The 18797-nt window shown below is 61.7% G+C and carries 19 protein-coding genes; 9 read left to right on the forward strand and 10 right to left on the reverse strand.

From position 1 onward, the window contains the following. Positions 1 to 9 precede the first annotated feature (9 nt). From K3728_11370 to K3728_11380, 3 genes are all read right to left on the reverse strand, one after another. The gene (locus tag K3728_11370; GenBank protein ID UWQ97532.1) at positions 10 to 1398 is read right to left on the reverse strand and encodes a DUF4115 domain-containing protein; all 1389 of its coding nucleotides are present in this window, start codon (positions 1396 to 1398) and stop codon (positions 10 to 12) included. Positions 1399 to 1781: 383 nt separating this feature from the next. Beyond that, positions 1782 to 3005 carry a 5-aminolevulinate synthase gene (hemA, locus tag K3728_11375; GenBank protein ID UWQ94321.1) on the reverse strand — a complete coding sequence of 408 codons (1224 nt, stop codon included), beginning with the start codon at positions 3003 to 3005 and terminating at the stop codon, positions 1782 to 1784. 219 nt (positions 3006 to 3224) lie between these two features. Further along, complete coding sequence (locus tag K3728_11380) at positions 3225 to 3809, reverse strand: cytochrome P460 family protein (GenBank protein UWQ94322.1); 585 nt, start codon at positions 3807 to 3809, stop codon at positions 3225 to 3227. Between the two features lie 198 nt (positions 3810 to 4007). Here K3728_11380 and K3728_11385 point away from each other — a divergent pair, with 198 nt between their 5' ends. Both K3728_11385 and K3728_11390 read left to right on the forward strand, forming a co-directional pair. Beyond that, complete coding sequence (locus K3728_11385) at positions 4008 to 5384, forward strand: M20/M25/M40 family metallo-hydrolase (GenBank protein UWQ94323.1); 1377 nt, start codon at positions 4008 to 4010, stop codon at positions 5382 to 5384. Between the two features lie 82 nt (positions 5385 to 5466). Continuing rightward, positions 5467 to 6390: an HNH endonuclease gene (locus K3728_11390; protein ID UWQ94324.1), complete on the forward strand. Its 924-nt coding sequence runs from the start codon at positions 5467 to 5469 to the stop codon at positions 6388 to 6390. 282 nt (positions 6391 to 6672) lie between these two features. Here K3728_11390 and K3728_11395 read toward each other — a convergent pair whose 3' ends face one another. From K3728_11395 to K3728_11405, 3 genes are all read right to left on the reverse strand, one after another. Further along, complete coding sequence (locus tag K3728_11395) at positions 6673 to 8034, reverse strand: MATE family efflux transporter (GenBank protein ID UWQ94325.1); 1362 nt, start codon at positions 8032 to 8034, stop codon at positions 6673 to 6675. 87 nt (positions 8035 to 8121) lie between these two features. Then, positions 8122 to 9078: a hypothetical protein gene (locus K3728_11400; protein ID UWQ94326.1), complete on the reverse strand. Its 957-nt coding sequence runs from the start codon at positions 9076 to 9078 to the stop codon at positions 8122 to 8124. Then, entirely contained in the window at positions 9066 to 9734 is a 669-nt protein-coding gene (locus K3728_11405) for a DUF1007 family protein (protein ID UWQ94327.1), read from the reverse strand. Before K3728_11405 ends, K3728_11400 begins: the two co-directional genes overlap by 13 nt. Positions 9735 to 9898: 164 nt before the next feature. Here K3728_11405 and K3728_11410 point away from each other — a divergent pair, with 164 nt between their 5' ends. The 7 genes from K3728_11410 (at position 9899) to K3728_11440 (ending at position 15116) form a co-directional block, all read left to right on the forward strand. Then, a complete protein-coding gene (locus K3728_11410) occupies positions 9899 to 10402 on the forward strand; it encodes a hypothetical protein (GenBank protein ID UWQ94328.1) in 504 nt (167 codons plus the stop codon). Between the two features lie 166 nt (positions 10403 to 10568). Beyond that, entirely contained in the window at positions 10569 to 12530 is a 1962-nt protein-coding gene (parE, locus tag K3728_11415) for a DNA topoisomerase IV subunit B (protein ID UWQ94329.1), read from the forward strand. Beyond that, positions 12523 to 12954 carry a hypothetical protein gene (locus tag K3728_11420; GenBank protein UWQ94330.1) on the forward strand — a complete coding sequence of 144 codons (432 nt, stop codon included), beginning with the start codon at positions 12523 to 12525 and terminating at the stop codon, positions 12952 to 12954. The genes parE and K3728_11420 overlap by 8 nt, the downstream gene beginning before the upstream one ends. Before the next feature lie 134 nt (positions 12955 to 13088). Beyond that, positions 13089 to 13517, forward strand: coding sequence for a nuclear transport factor 2 family protein (locus tag K3728_11425; GenBank protein ID UWQ94331.1), 429 nt, complete (start codon positions 13089 to 13091; stop codon positions 13515 to 13517). Further along, a complete protein-coding gene (locus tag K3728_11430) occupies positions 13514 to 13918 on the forward strand; it encodes a PaaI family thioesterase (protein UWQ94332.1) in 405 nt (134 codons plus the stop codon). The genes K3728_11425 and K3728_11430 overlap by 4 nt, the downstream gene beginning before the upstream one ends. Positions 13919 to 13958: 40 nt before the next feature. Next, positions 13959 to 14657, forward strand: a complete 699-nt coding sequence (locus K3728_11435) for a hypothetical protein (protein UWQ94333.1) — start codon at positions 13959 to 13961, stop codon at positions 14655 to 14657. A gap of 15 nt (positions 14658 to 14672) precedes the next feature. Next, positions 14673 to 15116, forward strand: a complete 444-nt coding sequence (locus K3728_11440; protein ID UWQ94334.1) for a DMT family transporter — start codon at positions 14673 to 14675, stop codon at positions 15114 to 15116. 9 nt (positions 15117 to 15125) lie between these two features. On the opposite strand, the gene K3728_11445 is transcribed toward K3728_11440, so the two are convergent. From K3728_11445 to coaD, 4 genes are all read right to left on the reverse strand, one after another. Then, the gene (locus tag K3728_11445) at positions 15126 to 16937 is read right to left on the reverse strand and encodes an ATP-binding cassette domain-containing protein (protein UWQ94335.1); all 1812 of its coding nucleotides are present in this window, start codon (positions 16935 to 16937) and stop codon (positions 15126 to 15128) included. Positions 16938 to 17071: 134 nt separating this feature from the next. Continuing rightward, a complete protein-coding gene (locus tag K3728_11450) occupies positions 17072 to 17689 on the reverse strand; it encodes a peptidylprolyl isomerase (protein UWQ94336.1) in 618 nt (205 codons plus the stop codon). Beyond that, positions 17682 to 18182, reverse strand: coding sequence for a peptidylprolyl isomerase (locus K3728_11455; GenBank protein UWQ94337.1), 501 nt, complete (start codon positions 18180 to 18182; stop codon positions 17682 to 17684). Before K3728_11455 ends, K3728_11450 begins: the two co-directional genes overlap by 8 nt. A gap of 33 nt (positions 18183 to 18215) precedes the next feature. Beyond that, positions 18216 to 18710: a pantetheine-phosphate adenylyltransferase gene (gene coaD, locus K3728_11460; protein ID UWQ94338.1), complete on the reverse strand. Its 495-nt coding sequence runs from the start codon at positions 18708 to 18710 to the stop codon at positions 18216 to 18218. Positions 18711 to 18797 lie beyond the last annotated feature (87 nt).

Here is an 18797-nt window from a genome sequence, read left to right on the forward strand (position 1 = left end):
CGCCGCGCCTTAGGGGCGTGGGATCGGACGCTCATCCGTGGCCGAGGGGGTCTGCACCGTCACCGGCAGCGCGTTGCTGGCGTGGATGGCGGCGGCGACATCGGCGGGGATACCGGGGAACAGCGCGAGGGTCTGTGCCTGGGTCTCGTCGGGCGCGGGGCCTGTGGGGTTGTAGGCCAGAGCCGCCGGGGCCGGGTTGGGCGTGGCGGGCACAACGGGGGCCACATCGGGCACGGATGTGGCGTCGAACATCAAGGAGGCGACTTGGGTGAGGTCTGGGTCAGCCTCGGTATCGGCGATTTGATAGGTGGCCGTTACCGCATCGGCGGTAAGTTCCACGTCGCGCACGATTGTAGCACCTGTGCCTGCGGGTCCGAGCGCCACGCCGTTGACCGCAAAATAGAGAGAGCCCGCGTTGCCGGAGCGCAGGCGCGGCGCACCATCGGAGGCGGGCACCACGTAGCTATCGCCCGCGTTGAGCGTCGCCTCATAGAGGGTCGAGCCATCGGCCGAGGAAATGCGGACCCATGTAGGACGGGTCGCGAAGATCATCACCTCATCGGCTCGGCCTGCGGTGACTTGAACGGCGCTATTCGCGCTGGCCCCTGCATCGGCCACGATTGTTGGAGCTGCGGCAGTGGTTGTACCTGCGCTGGCTGGCAGGGTGCCGACCTCATCGGGGTTCAGGGTGGCCAGTGCGCCATCGCGGGGTGTCAGCACCGGGGCCTCAAGGGCTTGAGGACGGTAGAGCGTATTGCCCGCCTCGGGGCCCGGCATGGCGATATCAAAGCTTTGGTCGCCACCGAACGTTGGCGTACCTGTCTGCACCCCGGACAAGGGATCGAGTTGCGCGAGGGGTAAGGCCGGTGCTTCATCAATCGGGGCGATTTGCAGGCGTTGGATGTCGTGCAGGATCGCCCAAGCGCCGTAGCCGATGCCAAGCGCCAGAACGACCAGCACAGCGACCGAGCCCAGTGCGCCGGGTTCGACCCGCGACAGCAGGCTATCGCTTGTTTGCGCGTAGGAAATCCGTGACGAGGACATGACCTCATTCGGGTCCATCCGGCGCGGCGCCGTAGAGACAGAGCGTTTGACCGTAGCCGCCTGATTGCTGGCACTGCCGTGGATGCCCCGGAACCCGGTTTCATCGCAGAAGCGGCGGAACGTCCATTCGGGATCGATATTGAGGTAACGGGCGTAAGAGCGCACGTAACCCGCAATAAAGCCCGGAGACTGGAACGCGCCCACATCGGCATTTTCGATGGCGGCAATGTAGGTGGCGCGAATGCGAAGCTCTCGCTCCACATCAAGCAGCGACTTGCCGAGGGTGGCGCGTTCGCCGCGCATCAGGTCGCCAAGGGGGACATCGTTCAGGTCATAGCCGTCAAACGCCGGCATGGCGGGCACGTCGGACATGGCCGAAGGGGACACAGCCGAAGACGGGGTGCCAGAGGCTTGCGCCTGGCCCTCTGTCTCGTGGTCCCAATACTGCCCGTTGTCCTGGCCCATGCGGCCTGCCCCGATTCTATGGTTAGCCCACTCTGCCTAGTAGTGGTGCGTCCAAATACAACTAAATGTTACCCCATTCGGCGTGATTCCCAAAGGGCGTCTGCCGCGTTGCGCCGTAGATATCATGGTGCGTTGCACGAATGCACCCCGCAACATTGCAAAATCGCAACCCTAGGCGAGAACACGCGCATCATTTTCATTGCTAAATAAGGGCATAGATCGCGCCTGCACAAAGATTGCGCAGGCTCACAATTTTACCCCACAAATAGGCGTCAGCCCGCCAGTTCCTGCCGGTTCAATGCGCAGTGGGACCAAAGGCCATCCATTGCCCGCACCAGCCCGTCGATCATGCCCATGTCGTGCACCGGAGAAGGGGTGAAGCGCAAACGCTCGGTCCCGCGGGGCACGGTCGGGTAATTGATCGGCTGCGCATAGATGCCGAAATCGGCCAGAAGCGCATCGGAAATGGCTTTGGTGTGGACGGGGTTGCCGACCATTACAGGAACGATGTGGCTGCCGTGGTCAATCACCGGCAGTCCCATGCCCTTCAGGCGCAGTTTCAGCACGGCAGCACGTTCCTGGTGCAGATCACGCAGGGCTTGATCCGTCTTCAAGTGCCGCACCGAGGCCGCCGCCCCCGCCGCAACCGCTGGCGGAATGGAGGTGGTGAAGATGAAACCGGGCGCGTAGCTGCGCACCGCGTCACACATCTTTTCAGAGGCCGCGATATAGCCACCGTGGACGCCAAACGCCTTGCCCAAGGTGCCGTTGATGATGTCGAGGCGGTCCATCAGGCCGTCCCGTTCGGCCACCCCGGCCCCGCGCGGACCGTATAGGCCCACGGCATGGACTTCATCGAGGTAGGTCAGAGCGCCGAATTCGTCGGCCAGATCGCAGAGCTCCTTGATCGGCCCGAAATCGCCATCCATGGAATAGATCGATTCAAACGCGATCAGCTTGGGCGCGGCGGGATCGTCGGCCTCCAGCAACTCGCGCAGGTGCGCCACATCGTTGTGGCGGAAGATGCGCTTGGCCCCGCCATTGCGGCGCACGCCTTCGATCATGGAGGCATGGTTGAGCGCGTCGGAATAGATGATCAGGCCGGGAAACAGCTTCGGCAGCGTGGAAAGCGTCGCGTCATTGGCGATATAGGCCGAGGTGAAAACCAGCGCCGCTTCCTTGCCGTGCAGATCGCAAAGCTCTGCCTCCAGCGCCTTGTGGTACACGGTCGTGCCGGAAATGTTGCGCGTCCCGCCCGAGCCTGCGCCCGTGGCTTCCAGCGCCTCGTGCATCGCTTCCAGAACCACCGGATGCTGGCCCATGCCAAGGTAGTCGTTGCCACACCAAACGGTGATTTCCTGCTCGGACCCGTCGGGCTTTTTCCAGACAGCGTGGGGGAACTGGCCTTTACGACGCTCAATATCAATGAAGGTCCGGTAGCGGCCTTCATCGTGCAGCTTGCCAAGGGCAGAATCGAGCGCGGAATCGTAGTTCACTGGCGGTCTCCTCATCGGGGGCGCAGTCGCCTCCGCAGATAGATGGCTAAAGCGGGGGATTCCCGCGTTGGTGCAGACATATTGCGCCGGCCCCCATAACGCCAAGCTACATTTTGCCGCGAGGTGGGCCTTGATCTGCATCAAACATGCGAAAGAAAAGGGAAAACGGCCCCCGCTTACGTCGCATCACAGCGCTGCGGGGGCCATGGGGAAGCGGTGTTATTGGCTCAAACGTACATCGAAGGCCGGATAGCCGAGGCTGTCGGAATGTGTGTAGCCGCCGTGGCAGTCGTGGCAAAAGCTTTGCGAGATCCCCATGGGATCGCCATTGGGCTGCACCGCGGAATAGACCCAGCCATCGGTATCGGGGTAATCGGCGGTTTCGGCACGGGTCATAATGAACAGCGGACCCCGGCGCGGTGCGCCGTCGCGCAGAGTGTAGCTTTCCTTGGCAATGACAGAGCCTACGGGCATCTCGAAGGTTTCGTCGTCCTCTTCGTATTGAACGTAAGCGTCAAAGCCCACGTCGTTGACGAAGGTATTCAGGAAGCGGCCCCCGTGAAAGCCGGGCGCGGCGGGGCCGGTTTGGGCGTGTCCCCAGTCGCGGTACACGGCGGCGATTTCATTGTCGCCGGATTGGTAGTTCTCCAGCAATTCGTCGCTTACGCAGTCGTACAACGCGTCAATCTGATCTTGGGTGAAATCGAGGATATCAGCCTCGAACGTGCAAGAATGCGCGTCGGCAAAAGCCACGCTGCTGGTGGCCGCTACGAGGGCGGCGGAAAGGAAAAGGCGGGTGTACATATCTGGCTGTCCTGCTGGTTTTGATCCCGTGGTAAAAGCACGCTAATCGCTACCTTTCGGTTAACGAAATAAACCACGTTCACGTTATCGAGAGCGGAGTTAACCAATTGCATAGGCCCGCTGCCCTGCAATCGCGTTGCGCCCCCCTGCCCGGCTCGCCAAGATGGCGGCAAATGTTCCCCCTTTAGGAGTGCCCCCATGACCCTCGATGCCGTTCTCGCCCGTGTGGACGCCGATCTGGATGCCGCAACAGAGCGTCTGATGACGCTGCTGCGCGTGCCCTCAATCTCGACCGATCCGGCCTATGATGGCGATGTGGCGCAGGCGGCGCAGATCTTGGCCGATGACCTGAGCGAGCTTGGGTTCGACGCCTCGGTGCGAGAGACAACGGGACACCCGATGGTGGTGGCCCATGGCAATGACGCGGGGCCGCACGTGCTGTTCTACGGCCACTATGATGTGCAACCGGTGGACCCGCTGGCGCTGTGGAACCGCGACCCCTTTGATCCGGTGATAGAGGAGCAAAACGGCAAGCCCGTGATCCGCGCCCGTGGGGCGTCGGACGACAAAGGCCAGTTGATGACCTTCATCGAAGCGTGCCGCGCGTGGAAAGCGGTGACCGGGAAGTTGCCCGCCAAGGTGACGATCTTTCTGGAAGGCGAAGAGGAAAGCGGCTCGCCGTCGTTGGTGCCGTTCATGGAGGCCCATGCGGACGAGTTGAAAGCGGAAGTGGCCTTCATCTGCGACACGGGCCTGTTTGCCGAGGGCGTGCCCGCGATCGTGACGCAATTGCGCGGGATGATGAAGGAAGAGCTGACCATCACGGGGCCAAGCATCGACCTGCATTCCGGCATGTTCGGCGGCATCGCGATGAACCCGATCCGGGTGTTGTCGGGCATTTTGGCGGGCCTGCACGACGAAAACGGCGCCGTCACGGTGCCGGGCTTCTACGATGACGTGCCCGAGATCAGCGAGGCCTTGCGGAAAAGTTGGGACAAGCTGAATTTCGACGCGCAGGAGTTCCTGGCCCCCGTAGGGTTGAGCGCGCCTGCGGGCGAAGTGGGGCGCACACCGCTAGAGATGATCTGGTCGCGCCCCACGGCAGAGGTCAACGGCATCTGGGGCGGCTACACCGGCGCGGGGTTCAAGACGGTCCTGCCTTCGCAGGCCCACGCCAAGGTCAGCTTCCGGTTGGTGGCAGGCCAAGACCCTGTGCGATTGCACGACAATTTCGTGGCCTGGGTCGAGGCGCAATTGCCGCCCGACTGCACCGCCAGCTTCGCGCCCGCCATCGGCTCTCCGGCCAGTCAGATGGACACGAGCCACCCGATCTTCGAGACAACGCTGAAGGCACTTAGCGACGAATGGCCCGGCGATGCCGCGTTCATCGGCTGCGGCGGCTCGATCCCCGTGGCCGGCTATTTCAAAGAGATCCTCGGCATGGACTCGGTGCTGGCCGGCTTCGGCAAGGATGACGACGCCATCCATTCGCCCAATGAGAAGTACGACGTGGAAAGCTTCCACCGCGGCATCCGGTCCTGGGCGCGGGTCTTGGGCGGCTTGGCGCAGGGGTAAGACGAGCGGGCGTTGCTTGGGTTCGCCACAACCAGCGCGATAGAACCCTTGCATTCCGGCCCGTTACCGCTTTGCTAGGCGCATGACAAAGTTGGTACTGATGCATAAGGCGGACTCGATCTACGAAGATGAGCCGGACGTCGTCTATGATTTCCCGCGCGCCTACCTGAAAGCGGCATCAGAGGCTGTGGGAGATTGGATCGTCTACTACGAACCGGTTAAAGCTGGCCCACGCGGCTATTTCGCCGTGGCCAAGATCGACCGCGTCATTCCCAAGCCGGGCGTCGAGGGCCGGTTCCTCGCGATGATTGCGCCCGGAACCTTCCTGCCCTTCGACCAGAACGTGCCCCGCCTGGTAAAGGGGCGCCCCCTGGAAAGTGCCCTCACTGAGCCAGACGGCACGCCGAAGAAAGGGGGCGCCATTCAACGCGCCGTGCGCCGACTGCCCGAGCCCGACTTCGCCCGCATCGTGAACCTCGGCCTGCCGCAGGACCTCGAGCAGATTGAAGCGACCCGCTATGAACCGCAAGGCGCAACCCTCAACGAAGGGGCGCAGATCTTTCGGCGCCCGGTGCTGGAGCGTCTTACCCGAAGACCCTATCGTGATGTCGCCTTTCGCCGGAAAGTCCGAGAGGCCTACGACTATCGGTGTGCCATGTCGGGCCTGATGCTCCGCAACGGCGGCGGCCGGCCGGAAGTCCAGGCGGCCCACATCCGACCCGTCGAGCATCAGGGCAGCGATTCCGTTCGCAACGGGCTCGCCTTGTCAGGCACATTGCATTGGATGTTCGACCGTGGGCTGATCTCGGTCGCCGACGACTGCCAAACCATCCTCGTCTCTCACAACAAGGTGCCCAGCGACGTGGTGACCCGCCTTCTGCCCAAGAACGGGAAGCTTGTCCGCCCCGTCGATGAGCGCAATACGCCCCACCCCGAAAACCTCCGATGGCACCGCGAGAATGTATTCGGGCGCGCGTTGGAGGGAGAACCTGCCCCATGGGGGTAATCGCGATCGGCAATGCCCTAGGGGGCTCTGCCCCCACGTCTTTTCCCAAGGAAAAGCCGCCCCCCGGGAATATTTTTAGAACGAGGAAGCGGCCCGTAACGCTTTCTTAACCAATCGCGCGCTAGTGTCATGGCACGGTACAGGCTGGGAAGCCGATGACCGTGAACGAGGAAGGCCCCCGGTTTTAAACTGGGGGCTGACCTTAAATTCCTCGTTCTTCAAATATCCATCTTAACTGCACAACCGATGCCGCAGACGAAGCGCTGGTTGGAGGCCGTAACCCTAGGCAGACGATGGCTCTGATCCCAGCCGCGCCGCGATGCGCCAGAAACGGATCACCAAGACGAAACCAGCCACCGCGAGGCCGATTGCCAGACCGACCCAAATGCCTTCGCCCTCCCATCCCAGGGGAAAGCCGAGCGCATAGGCCAGGGGCACCCCAATGATCCAGTAGCTGATGAAGGCGTAGACCATGGGCACGTTGGTATCCTGCACGCCGCGCAGCAGGCCCAGCGCCATGACCTGTGCGGCATCGGCCAATTGAAAGATACAGGCCACGATCAACAGGCTGGCGCCGATGGCAATGATCTGCGGGCGCAAGGCGTCGGAGGGGTCTACGAAAAGGCCCACCAATGGCTCGGCAAAGGACATCAGCGCCACGATCGTCACAGCCACCGTGACGCCCGACAGGATAAGCGCGGCCCAAGCGGCGAGGCGCAGGGCGGGCGCGTCGTTGCGGCTTCGGGTGCGGCCAATGCGGACTGTCGCCGCAGAGCTGAGGCCGATGTGGATCATGAATGTGACCGATATGATCTGGAGCGCGATCCCGTGGGCGGCCAGTTCCATCGTGCCGATCCAGCCCATCATGATCATCGTGGCCATGAACAACCCGGCCTCCGACAACAACGTGATCGCGATTGGCCAGCCCAAGCGGAAGACCTGCAAGAGCGCCTCCCAATCGGGGCGCCAGAAGCGGGTGAATAGCGCGTAGTGGCGCAGGCCCTCGGCGCGGGAGGCATAGAGCGCGAGGATCAGCAGGATGAGCAGATTGGTAAAGACCGAAGCCGTCGCCGCGCCTGCGATCCCCATCTCGGGCGCGCCCAGGTTGCCGAAGATCAGCACCCAATTGATGCCTGCGTTCAGGAACACGCCGCCCACCCAAGCCCAAAGCACAATATTGGGCCGCTCCAACGCGCTGAGGTGGGACCGCAAGACCACCAACAGGCAACCGGGCCAGATCGCCCATCCGGCGATGCGCAGATAGGTTTGCGCGTCCGCCGATACCTGTGCCGTTTGGCCCGACCACAGCAAAAGCGCCTCGGAGTACCAAAACAGCGGCATCACCAGCGCCGCAAATCCCAAAGAGATCCACAACCCCATGCGCGTGACCCGGCGCACTTGTTGGTCATCATCGCGCGCGGCAGCCGAGGCGACCATGGGCATGACGGCCAAGCCAAAGCCCATGCCAAGGATCAAGATCAGGTGGAAATAGGACGAGCCAAGCGCCACGGCGGCCAGCTCCTCCACCCCGTACCAGCCGATCATCACCGTGTCCGTCACGCCAATAAAGACCTGAGCCAATTGGCCGCCGATCAGGGGCAGGCCCAATTTCAAGGTGGCGCGGATGTGGGAACTGAGTGTCATTCCATTGCCTTACGAGGGCTTTTCGGAAGGGGCAAGCGCACAGTTTTCAGGCAAGGCAAAAAGGTCGCGCGCGCGCTTTCGACGGTCCTACAGGGCGGCGAGGGCCAGTTGAAAGGCAATCACCGCAATGATGGCGCCTACCGCAAGCTCGATTATTGGCTGTGCCCGGGCCAATGCCGCGCTTTCAGCCAAACCCGCAAGAGCGCCCTTACGCAGTCCGACAGAGGCCAAAGCGACCAGAATGGTGACGCTGGCGGTACCCAGGGCCATCGCGAAAGCGCCCATGACCCCGGCCCAGAACGCATCCATCTGCGCGGTCAGGATCAGCACGAATAGCGCCCCAGTACAGGGGCGAATGGCGACGGCGGCGATCAGGGCGATGATCTCTCGCAATCCGGTGGCATGGGCGACGGCCTCGGGCGACGGGGCGTGGGCATGGCCGCAGCTGCTGCAAACGTGGTCGGGGCCTTCATGGGCGTGGTCGTGGTGGTGATGGGCGTGGTCGTGCCCATGGTCATGGGTTTCGGCACGGGCCTGTTGCAAACGCCACAAGCCGCGCGCGCCGCGCCAGACCAGCCAAAGACCCACCAGCGCAATTGCCAGAAAGCTGAGGGGGGCAAAGAGCTCGTCCGCCAACTGGGTCATCCGCTCTCGGCTCCAGCCCACCAACCACAGACCTGCGCCCACTAGGACCACCGCCGTCAGCCCTTGGGCGAGGCTGGAGGCCAGCGCCACCAGCGAAAGCCGCGCCGCACTTACCTGTCGGGCAGCGCCGTAGCCACCGATCAACACTTTGCCGTGTCCGGGACCGGCCGCGTGGAAAAAGCCATAGCCAAAGCACACCGCCATAAGTGAGGCCACCGCCGTGGCGTCGCCGCTACGCAAGCGGCGCAAGGCGCCCGCCATGGCGCCCTGTGCCTCGCGCTGTCCCTCAAGCGCCCAGGTAGACACGATCCGGTCCGCCCCCAAGAGCCACAGCACGGCGCCTGCCAGAACAAGGGCCACGACAACCGTTGCAATGACCTTCGGGATCATGGCCCGCATTCAAAAACCACCCGGTCTGCAAACAATTCCCCGACGGCGGGAAAGTTATCTTCTGCAGCCACCGCTCCGCCGATGGTGTCCATCGCGGCTTCTAACCCGGCATAGGCGGCATCAATGTCGGCGCGGATCAGCTGCGGCGTGCATTGGGCGCCGTTCACGCTCATCTCTCCGGTCATTTCAAAGGCGACGTAAAATTCTGGATCAAACACCTGCGCCAAAAGATCTGCCTCGGCACCGGTATCCACGACCGCGCGGCGGTGGACCGTGCGCAACTGGCCGTCTGCCACCAGCTCCAGCGACACTGGCTCGGGCGCGCCGAGTTCCAACGCCACACCATCGCGCTGCATCACCAAACCGCCTTCAAATCCGTAGGACCAATCCAGATCGAACCCAAGGGTTTGGGCAATTTCTTGTTCCGTCAGTTGCAGGTCAAAGTCGGGATCGAGGTTGTAGTCTTCCATCAAAATCAGGGAATAAAGCTCATCGTAGAGCCATGTGACCTCGACAGATGTGACGCGCCCTTCTTCCACCACAATGGTTAACCCGGCATCCACAAAGATGTGCGGATGCGCCCAAATGCCGCTTGGCCACAAGCCTACAAGGGCACCCAGCGCGATGCTTAACCCGTGGCGGGACATTGACAGTGGATTTTTCATGCCGCTTTATTATCCGCTCACGGCCCTGCTGCAAGCGGTCCCAAGACGGTCATGCGGATTGTTGCTCAATCTAATTCGTATTGTTCACAAGTCTTGATACAATGCGCCACATTGCTGCCCTTTTCATTGCGCAAAACAGCCCCACCCATGAAGAGGCTAGTTTTGTGACTGTTCTTACACTCGTATCAAACTACTTGGCAGACGACAGTGGCTCGATGAGCGTCGATTGGACTGTCCTGTCTGCCGGCGCCGTAAGTGTTGCCATCGCCACCACGGCGATCATGACTGACACCATTGATAACCTATCCATGCGTATGGATAGCGAATTGCGATCGCGTCAGTTGGGCGATGAGTGGGTACAATTCTATGCCAACCACTTCGAACCGATCCTTGCTGTTGGCGCCATCTCCGAAACACAGGCAGAAACAGCCTACACGGACGTTGAAGAGCTGATGAACCACGATGTCATCACCAACTTGGCCGCCGGCATCACACAGATGGAAGAAGGCACGATTACGGAACAAGAGCTTGTTACTTTGGTCGCGCTCGCCTCCGTCGCGTATCAGCGCAACATCGTGGATGACGGTGTCTTGGATCACTACTTCGGCTTTGGCGGTTCCACCCCGTATTACATGACCATGGCCAACGCGCCTACGGCCACCAACTAAACTTAAATCCCTCTAGTTGTGTTACACCTGCTGTGGTCTGGTCGGACCGCGCCGGGTGCTTTTGTTTTTCTGCCCCCCTTCGCGGCACTGCCCTGCGGAGTGCCCTTCCCCCTGCCCCCCAAACCTGCCATTATTGGGAAAACCGCCCACAACATAGAGCAGACACATGGCTGACGACCTTCTCTCCGGCACGCCCGACGCGCAGGCCTATGACGCCTCCTCCATTGAGGTTCTTGAAGGGTTGGAGCCCGTCCGCAAACGCCCCGGTATGTATATCGGCGGCACGGATGAGCGGGCGTTGCACCACCTTGTGGCTGAGGTGCTCGACAACTCCATGGACGAGGCCGTCGCAGGCCACGCCAACCGGATCGAGGTAGAGCTGCACGCCGATTATTCTGTCACTATCCGCGATAACGGGCGCGGCATGCCCTTTGATCCGCACCCCAAGTTCCCCGGCAAATCCGCGCTGGAAGTGATCCTTTGCACCCTTCACGCGGGCGGTAAGTTCAGCGGCAAAGCCTATCAGACCTCGGGCGGTCTACACGGGGTTGGCGCCTCGGTGGTCAACGCATTGTCCGATAGCATGGTTGTTCAGGTGGCGCGGGACCGTAAGTTGGTCGAGCAACGCTTTTCGCGTGGTATCCCTCTGGGTCCGGTTGAGGAAATCGGCTCTGCCCCCAACCGCCGAGGGACCACCACGACGTTCCACGCGGACGAGCAGATTTTCGGGTCGCACCGGTTCAAACCCGCGCGGATGTTCAAGTCCATCCGTTCCAAGGCCTACCTCTTCTCGGGCGTCGAAATCCGTTGGAAATCTGCCATCGATGACGGTGATACGCCGCTTGAGGCCACCTTCCACTTCCCCGGCGGGCTTGCCGATTACCTTGCCGAAACCTTGGGCGGTGCTTCCACATACTCGGATAACCCTTTCGCAGGCACCGTCGACTTCCAGGAAAAATACGGCGTGCCCGGCAAGGTCGAATGGGCGATCAACTGGACCCCGGCTCGCGACGGATTCATGCAATCCTATTGTAACACCGTGCCCACTCCCGAAGGCGGCACCCATGTCGGAGGTTTCTTCGCCGCCGTCCTTAAAGGCATCAAGGCCTACGGTGAACTGGCGGGCAACAAGAAGGCCGCCAACATCACCCGCGACGACCTGCAAAACGGCGCCTGTGCGCTGGTCTCGTGCTTCATCTCGGAACCGGAATTCGTGGGTCAGACCAAGGACCGCCTCGCCACGACCGAGGCCCAACGCCTTGTCGAAGGAGCAGTGCGGGACCATTTCGACAACTGGCTGGGGCAGAATACGAAGGAAGCAGGCGCGATCCTTGATTTCCTTGTGCTGCGCGCCGAGGAACGCCTGCGTCGCAAGCAGGAGAAAGAGACTCAGCGCAAGACCGCCACCAAGAAGCTGCGCCTGCCCGGCAAGCTGGTGGATTGCTCTCAATCGGCGCGCGATGGGACCGAATTGTTCATCGTGGAGGGCGACTCTGCGGGTGGCTCGGCCAAAATGGCGCGGAACCGGAAAAATCAGGCGCTGCTGCCGTTGCGCGGGAAGATCCTGAACGTGCTGGGGGCGGCCTCGTCCAAGCTGGGTCAGAACGCCGAGATTTCTGATTTGTGTCAGGCCCTTGGCGTTGGGATGGGCACTAAGTTCAACATTGAAGACCTGCGCTACGACAAGATCATCATCATGACCGATGCGGACGTGGATGGCGCGCATATTGCGGCGCTTCTGATGACGTTCTTCTTCAGCCAGATGCGCCCGATGATTGATGGCGGCCACCTGTATCTGGCCTGCCCGCCCCTGTTCCGCCTGACCCAAGGCGCCCACCGCGTCTATTGCGTCGACGAGGAAGAGCGTGATGCGTGGCTGGAAAAGGGCATCGGCGGACGCGGCAAAATCGATGTGTCCCGCTTCAAGGGTCTGGGGGAGATGGACGCGAAAGACCTGAAGGAAACCACGATGGACCCGGGCTCACGCAAGTTGATCCGCGTGTCCGTGGACGACGAAGTGCCGGGCGAAACCGGCGATCTGGTGGAACGTTTGATGGGCAAGAAGCCCGAGATGCGGTTCCAGTACATTCAGGAAAACGCGCGGTTTGTGGAGGAATTGGATGTTTAGGTTAACAGCATTAACCATCATCGCCGCCCTCTCTCTAACCGCCTGCGGCTCGGACCCGGAAACCCTGATCATGAGCCGCCGCACCGGTCTGACCGGATCGGGAGAGATTACCCAAGGCGTGCTGCGCAACTCGGGCGACATGACGATCATCACCCCCCACGAGACATTCTCAGGCCGCTGGGTCGCGGTGCGTGAAGGGGCGAACCAAAGCCTTGAATTGCTGCAAGCCTACGGCAATGGATCGGTCCTACGCTCCACCGCGCGGCTGTTGTCCGAGACTGAGGCGGGTTTTGGAACAGCGATTTTGACGAGTGATGGCGGGCGATCCATGCGGTGTGAATTCCGCTACACGGGCGTAACAATCAACGCGATTGGCGTATGCGAAACCACCGATGGCGAAGTGTTCGACCTGCAAGTGGCTTGATCCCCAAGGCCAACTGGTAGACCGGGCCTCGGCCCGGGAATGGCGGAAATCCGGGCCAAGGCCCGGTCTACCCTTCCCAAATCGCCCGCTCTGTCCCACACTTACGCGCATATTCACAACCGAAAGCTGTTTTCATGCGCGCTCTTTTCCTTGCCCTCGCCCTGTTGCTTCCCGCGGCCCTTCATGGCCAAACCAATGACACCTCTAACCCGATCATCGCCCGCATTGATGCCCTTGTGGCCGCCTACAACGCCCAAGATGTGGCCGCGATTGGCGCGGTTTATGCCCCCGACGCGGCGCTTCTGGCCCCCGGTGAGCGGATGATAATCGGGCGCGATGCGATCATGCAGCACTACGCCGATGCCATTGCAGGCGGTGCGCGGGACGTGCAGTTTACCACTTTCGACATCCAAGCCACCGAGACCTCTGCCGTCGCCATCGGAGAAGTCGTTTTGCAGGTGGGAGAGAACCGGATCGTGACCCGTTACATGCACCTTTGGCAGGTCATTGACGGCCAAATCATGCTGGCCCGAGACATGTATCACGTGCTGACCGTGCAATGACGCCCGCCGATCTGCAGGCCACTTTGGCCGAACATTTTGCCCCTTGGGTGTTGGACTTGGACCTATCGGTGGTTGAAGTCGCTGCAAACCACACGATCACCCGAATGCCCCTGTCGGCGCGGTTAATGCGTGTGGGCGGGATCGTCAGCGGGCAGGCCCTGACGGCGCTGGCCGACACCAGCGTGATCCTTGCGCTGGCGGGACATCGCGGCGCGTTTGTTCCGGCGGGAACGGTCACGCTCGACACGCAATTCCTGCGGCCCGGCACGGGAACCGCGATCTTGTGCCGGGCCGAGATCATCCGTGCGGGCCGCTCGATGGCATTCGCGCGGGCCGATTTGACGGCTCAGGACAGCGGCAAGTTGGTGGCGACCGCGACGGCCACGCTGGCCCTGCCCTAAGCGCTTGTGTCCCTTCTGAAATCACGGCACGTTCTCGCGTATGCGTAGATTGCACCTGATCCTGTTAACCTTGGCCGCCACGGCGTTTCTGGCCGCATGCGGGCGTCCGTTAACGGATGCTGAAGCCGCCTATATGGCTGATTTGCAAGGCGAAACCTTTGATCCAAGCGCCGTGCGCATCACCCAAAACCCCTTTGTCGGCCTCATCACCCAGACCTACGCCACACGCCCCCCCACCACCTGCCGCGAGCGCATCGTTCCGCCACCGCAAACGCCCACAATCTCGGCGCGGACGGGGGGGATCGTCTTTTTCAACACGCTACATTTGCGCGAAGATTTGGTCATCGACGACTACACCCAATTCCCCGATGGCACCCGAAGCCTTGTGGCGGCGATGTTCTTTGCCCATGAGATGACCCACATCTGGCAATGGCAGAACCGAGAGCTGACCGGATACCACCCGTTCCGCGCCTTTGCAGAACACGCAACGATCGACGATCCTTACCTTTTTTCCAACGACGACCCTCGGCCGTTCCTGTCCTATGGGTACGAGCAACAGGCCTCTTTGGTAGAGGAATACGTTTGTTGCCGCGCCACCGACCCGCAGGGCGCGCGGACCGCACGGCTAGAGGCGCTTATCGGCCAAGTGATGCCTGTCACGCCCTTGCAAGACCGCGCCGACAGCACCCCCGTTTTTCTGCCGTGGGAAGATGCGCCCATTCGCGGTATCTGTTCTTAGTCAAAGGCTTACCCCATGCCCACCCAAGCCCTTATCATGTTCGCCGCCGGGATCGGCATCCCGGTTCTGGCCGCATTGAACGCGCGGTTGGGGGCCAATATCGGATCTCCTGCGGCGGCCGCGACGGTGCTTTTCATCGTGGCATTCATCACCGCGACTGTCACCATGATCGTGACCGGGCCAGAGGCCCTGCGAGCCATTCCGGCGCAGCCCAAACACTTGTTTCTGGCGGGGATTCTCGTCGCCTTCTACGTGCTGAGCATCACCTATGTGGCGCCCACATTTGGTGTGGGGAACGCGGTGTTCTTCGTCATTGTGGGACAGTTGGTCAGCTCAGCCGCGATCGACCATTTCGGGCTGTTCGGGGCGCAGGTGCATACGGTGACGGGCCTGCGACTGGCAGGGATTTCCGTTATGGCGCTTGGGGTCGCAATCACGCAGATGGGCGCGGCCCGTTAACCAACTCCGCTACCCAGCCTTCTCTTCCAGCGTTAACCATTCAATCTCTGCCTCTTCCAGCAGCGCCTGACGTTCTGCCAGCGCGTCCGAAGCCTTTTGCGCCTTCACCGCTTGGGTCGTGTATATCTGCGGATCGGACAACAACTCGGACAGTTTCGCAATCTCGGCCTCTAGCCGTGCGATGACCGACGGCAGTTCTTCCAGCCTGTGTTTTTCGGTGAAGGACAGCGCAGATTTCGCCGCTTTCTCAACGGGTTGCTCCGCTTTCTTCGCGGCCTTCGCACGGGCCTTCTCGGAATCCGGGCGCGGTTTGTCGCCGCGTTGGGCCAGCATATCGGTCCAGCCGCCCGCATAGACAACCGCCTTACCCGCGCCTTCCAGCGCGATGGTGGCCGTCGCCACCCGGTCCAGAAAGTCACGATCGTGGGACACCAGAAGCACCGTACCGGGGTAGTCGCCCAAAAGATCTTGCAGAAGATCTAGCGTCTCGACGTCCAGATCGTTGGTCGGTTCATCCAGAACCAGAAGGTTGCTTTCCTTGGCCATGATCCGCGCGAGCAGAAGCCGCGCTTTTTCACCGCCAGAGAGGGAGCGAACGGGGGCGCGGGCCTGGGCCTCATCGAAGAGGAAATCCTTAAGATAGCCCACCACATGGCGCGGCGCACCGCGCACCAGAACTTGGTCCGAGCTGCCGGAGACGCCCAAGGTCGGGTCGTTGGTAAGGCTCTCCCAAAGGGTCGCGTTTGGGTCTAGCGCAGAGCGGGTTTGGTCGAACACCGCCATCTCGATCCCGGTGCCAATGATGACTTCCCCGGTGTCTGGTGCCAGCTCTCCGACCAGCATTTTCAGCAGCGTGGTTTTGCCCGCCCCGTTGGGGCCGACAAAGGCGACACGGTCACCGCGCAGCACCCGCAGGTCAAACGGTTGCAAGATCACCTTGTCGCCGTAAGTCTTTGATATGCCACGCGCTTCGATCACGCGCTTGCCCGATGCATTGCCAGCTTCCAACTGCATCGCCGCCGTGCCCTGACGCCGGATCATCGAAGACCGCTCAGCCCGCAAATCCCCCAACGCCCGCACCCGGCCCTGGTTGCGCTTGCGCCGCGCCGAGATGCCCTCAACCGCCCAACGGGCCTCGGCCTTGATCTTCCGATCCAGCTTGTGGCGCTGCATGTCCTCTTCGGCCCAAACGGTATCGCGCCATTCTTCAAAGCCGTCAAAACTGCCGTCGCGCCGGCGCACGACGCCGCGATCCAGCCAAAGGGTGCCACGGGCCAAAGCCTTAAGAAACGCCCGGTCGTGAGAGATCAGGATAAAGCCCGCTTTGGTCGATTTCAGCTCTCCCTCCAGCCATTCAATCGCGTCGATATCAAGGTGGTTGGTCGGCTCGTCGAGGAGCATCAATTCGGGCGCTTCCGCCAGCAGACGCGCCAAAGCGGCGCGGCGGCGTTCCCCACCCGAGGCCGCGTCCACGCGAGCCTCAAGGTTCAGCTTCAGGCCCTCTGCCGCAGCTTCCACGCGCCACGCTTCCGACGGGCCAAGGGTCGCAAGGGCGAATTCGCCGAGGGTCTCGAACCCCTCAAAATCGGGTTCCTGTTCCAGATAGCCCACTGTCGTGCCATCGGGCAGAACGCGGCTGCCGGCGTCGGCCTCTACCAGCCCTGCCATCACCTTCATAAGGGTCGACTTGCCCGATCCGTTGCGCCCCACAAGCGCCATGCGGTCGCCTGCCTGAACCACAAGGTCCAGCGAGGAAAATACGGGATCGCCGCCGAAAGTCAGGGCGATGTCGGAAAGCTGTAAGAGAGGAGGTCTGGCCATGAACGCGGCGTACGGCACGAAGGCCGGACAATCAAGCGCCGCGCGCAGGAAACGGGCAAGCGCCGCGCGTAGGAAACAAGAAACGGGCGCACCTAGCGGCACGCCCGTTCATTGGATCAATAGCAATCGAAGGTCTACTCCGTCGCTTCTTCTTCTTCAGGCTCGGGCGCTACGGGATCGTAGTCCAGCACACGCACAGCGGTCATGCGGTCAGGTTCTCCGGTGACGGCGCCGTTACGGCCCCTGCCCCGACGGATCATGTCCACGATGTCCATGCCCTCAACCACTTGACCGAAAACGGTATATTGCCCGTTCAGGTGGGGCGAGGCCTCGAACACGATGAAGAACTGACTGTTGGCCGAGTCCGGGCGCTGCGACCGCGCCATGCCTAGGGTGCCCTGCTCGAACGGCAGGTCCGAGAATTCGGCAGGCAGGTCGTCATACGAGGACCCGCCGCGCCCGGCGTAGCGCATGTCTTGGCCAAGGTTGCCGAATTCGACATCCCCGGTTTGCGCCATGAAACCGTCAATCACGCGGTGGAACACGACATCGTTGTAGGCGCCTTCTTCGGCCAATGTGGTGATCCGCTCGACATGCAAAGGGGCGACATCTTCGAACAGGTCGATGATGATCGTGCCCTCAGCTTCGCCTGTCACGTCAATCTCGATGCCTGTCGCCCCAATCGGGGACGCGGCGAGGAGCGCAGCGAGGAGCAGCCCCCCCGACCGAGCAAAGCGAGGTGTCTTAGACATCTGCCGCCACCTTGACCGAGATCATCTCGTCAGGGTTCGCGGGCGGCTCGCCCTTGGTGATCGCGTCGACATGCTCCATGCCGTCAATCACGCGGCCATAGACCGTGTATTGACCGTTCAGGAAGTCGTTGTCTTTGAAGTTGATGAAGAACTGGCTGTTGGCCGAGTTCGGGTTGGACGACCGCGCCGCGCCAAGGGTGCCACGGGAATGGGGCAGCTTGGAGAATTCGGCAGGAAGGTCCGGCTTGTCGGAACCGCCGGTGCCCGCAGCCCGCAGGTTGCCGCCTTTTTTGCCGTGCTGCACGTCGCCGGTCTGTGCCATGAAGCCATCGATTACACGGTGAAAGACAACGCCGTCGTAGGCGCCTTCACGGGCCAGTTCTTTCATCCGGTTGGAATGCTCTGGCGCCACGTCGGGCAGCAGTTCAATGGCAACAGTGCCGTCTTTCAACTCGATCAGGATCGTGTTTTCGGGATCTTTGATATCGGCCACTTTGGCTCTCCTTTTGGTATATTTGCCCCGCTCTCAGCGCGGGTATTTCTCGCGTAGCGCCGCGTTGACGGCGGGTGTGACGAATGACGACACATCGCCGCCCAGGCGGGCGATTTCTTTCACCAGCTTCGAGGCGATTGCCTGATGCTCGGCCTCGGCCATCAAAAAGACGGTCGTGACGCTGGCGTCGAGTTTCCGGTTCATGCCCACCATCTGGTATTCGTATTCAAAATCCGCAACCGCACGCAGGCCACGAATGATGAATTCCGCCCCCACGTCGCGGGCGCAGTTGATCAGCAGGTTCTCGAAGGGATGGGCGACAATCTCGGTGCCGAAGGCCTCGGTCATCTTGGCGCATTCGGCCTCGACCATGGCGACCCGCTCTTCAAGGGAGAACAACGGCCCCTTGTCACGGTTGATCGCCACGCCGATCACCAGCTTGTCGACCAATTTACAGGCCCGCTTGATGATATCGACATGGCCCATAGTGATCGGGTCGAATGTCCCCGGATAAAGCCCAGTGCGCATGGCTGTCCCCCTTTTTCTAGGGCAGGACGCAAACACGATTGCTGCACGGGTTGCAACCGGAACGCGGGCAAACCGGCACCAAAATGG

It is taken from the genome of Rhodobacteraceae bacterium M385, assembly GCA_025141835.1.
GTDB lineage: Bacteria > Pseudomonadota > Alphaproteobacteria > Rhodobacterales > Rhodobacteraceae > Gymnodinialimonas.

Bases quoted from the DNA above. Each gene is read 5' to 3' on its own strand.
- K3728_11400 (UWQ94326.1), bottom strand. From the start codon at position 9,078: ATGCGGGCCATGATCCCGAAGGTCATTGCAACGGTTGTCGTGGCCCTT.
- K3728_11385 (UWQ94323.1), top strand. From the start codon at position 4,008: ATGACCCTCGATGCCGTTCTCGCCCGTGTGGACGCCGATCTGGATGCC.
- K3728_11435 (UWQ94333.1), top strand. From the start codon at position 13,959: ATGCGTAGATTGCACCTGATCCTGTTAACCTTGGCCGCCACGGCGTTT.
- K3728_11380 (UWQ94322.1), bottom strand. From the start codon at position 3,809: ATGTACACCCGCCTTTTCCTTTCCGCCGCCCTCGTAGCGGCCACCAGC.
- K3728_11425 (UWQ94331.1), top strand. From the start codon at position 13,089: ATGCGCGCTCTTTTCCTTGCCCTCGCCCTGTTGCTTCCCGCGGCCCTT.
- parE (UWQ94329.1), top strand. From the start codon at position 10,569: ATGGCTGACGACCTTCTCTCCGGCACGCCCGACGCGCAGGCCTATGAC.
- K3728_11395 (UWQ94325.1), bottom strand. From the start codon at position 8,034: ATGACACTCAGTTCCCACATCCGCGCCACCTTGAAATTGGGCCTGCCC.
- K3728_11370 (UWQ97532.1), bottom strand. From the start codon at position 1,398: ATGCCGGCGTTTGACGGCTATGACCTGAACGATGTCCCCCTTGGCGAC.
- K3728_11390 (UWQ94324.1), top strand. From the start codon at position 5,467: ATGACAAAGTTGGTACTGATGCATAAGGCGGACTCGATCTACGAAGAT.
- K3728_11445 (UWQ94335.1), bottom strand. From the start codon at position 16,937: ATGGCCAGACCTCCTCTCTTACAGCTTTCCGACATCGCCCTGACTTTC.
- K3728_11420 (UWQ94330.1), top strand. From the start codon at position 12,523: ATGTTTAGGTTAACAGCATTAACCATCATCGCCGCCCTCTCTCTAACC.
- K3728_11450 (UWQ94336.1), bottom strand. From the start codon at position 17,689: ATGTCTAAGACACCTCGCTTTGCTCGGTCGGGGGGGCTGCTCCTCGCT.
- K3728_11440 (UWQ94334.1), top strand. From the start codon at position 14,673: ATGCCCACCCAAGCCCTTATCATGTTCGCCGCCGGGATCGGCATCCCG.
- coaD (UWQ94338.1), bottom strand. From the start codon at position 18,710: ATGCGCACTGGGCTTTATCCGGGGACATTCGACCCGATCACTATGGGC.
- K3728_11430 (UWQ94332.1), top strand. From the start codon at position 13,514: ATGACGCCCGCCGATCTGCAGGCCACTTTGGCCGAACATTTTGCCCCT.
- K3728_11405 (UWQ94327.1), bottom strand. From the start codon at position 9,734: ATGAAAAATCCACTGTCAATGTCCCGCCACGGGTTAAGCATCGCGCTG.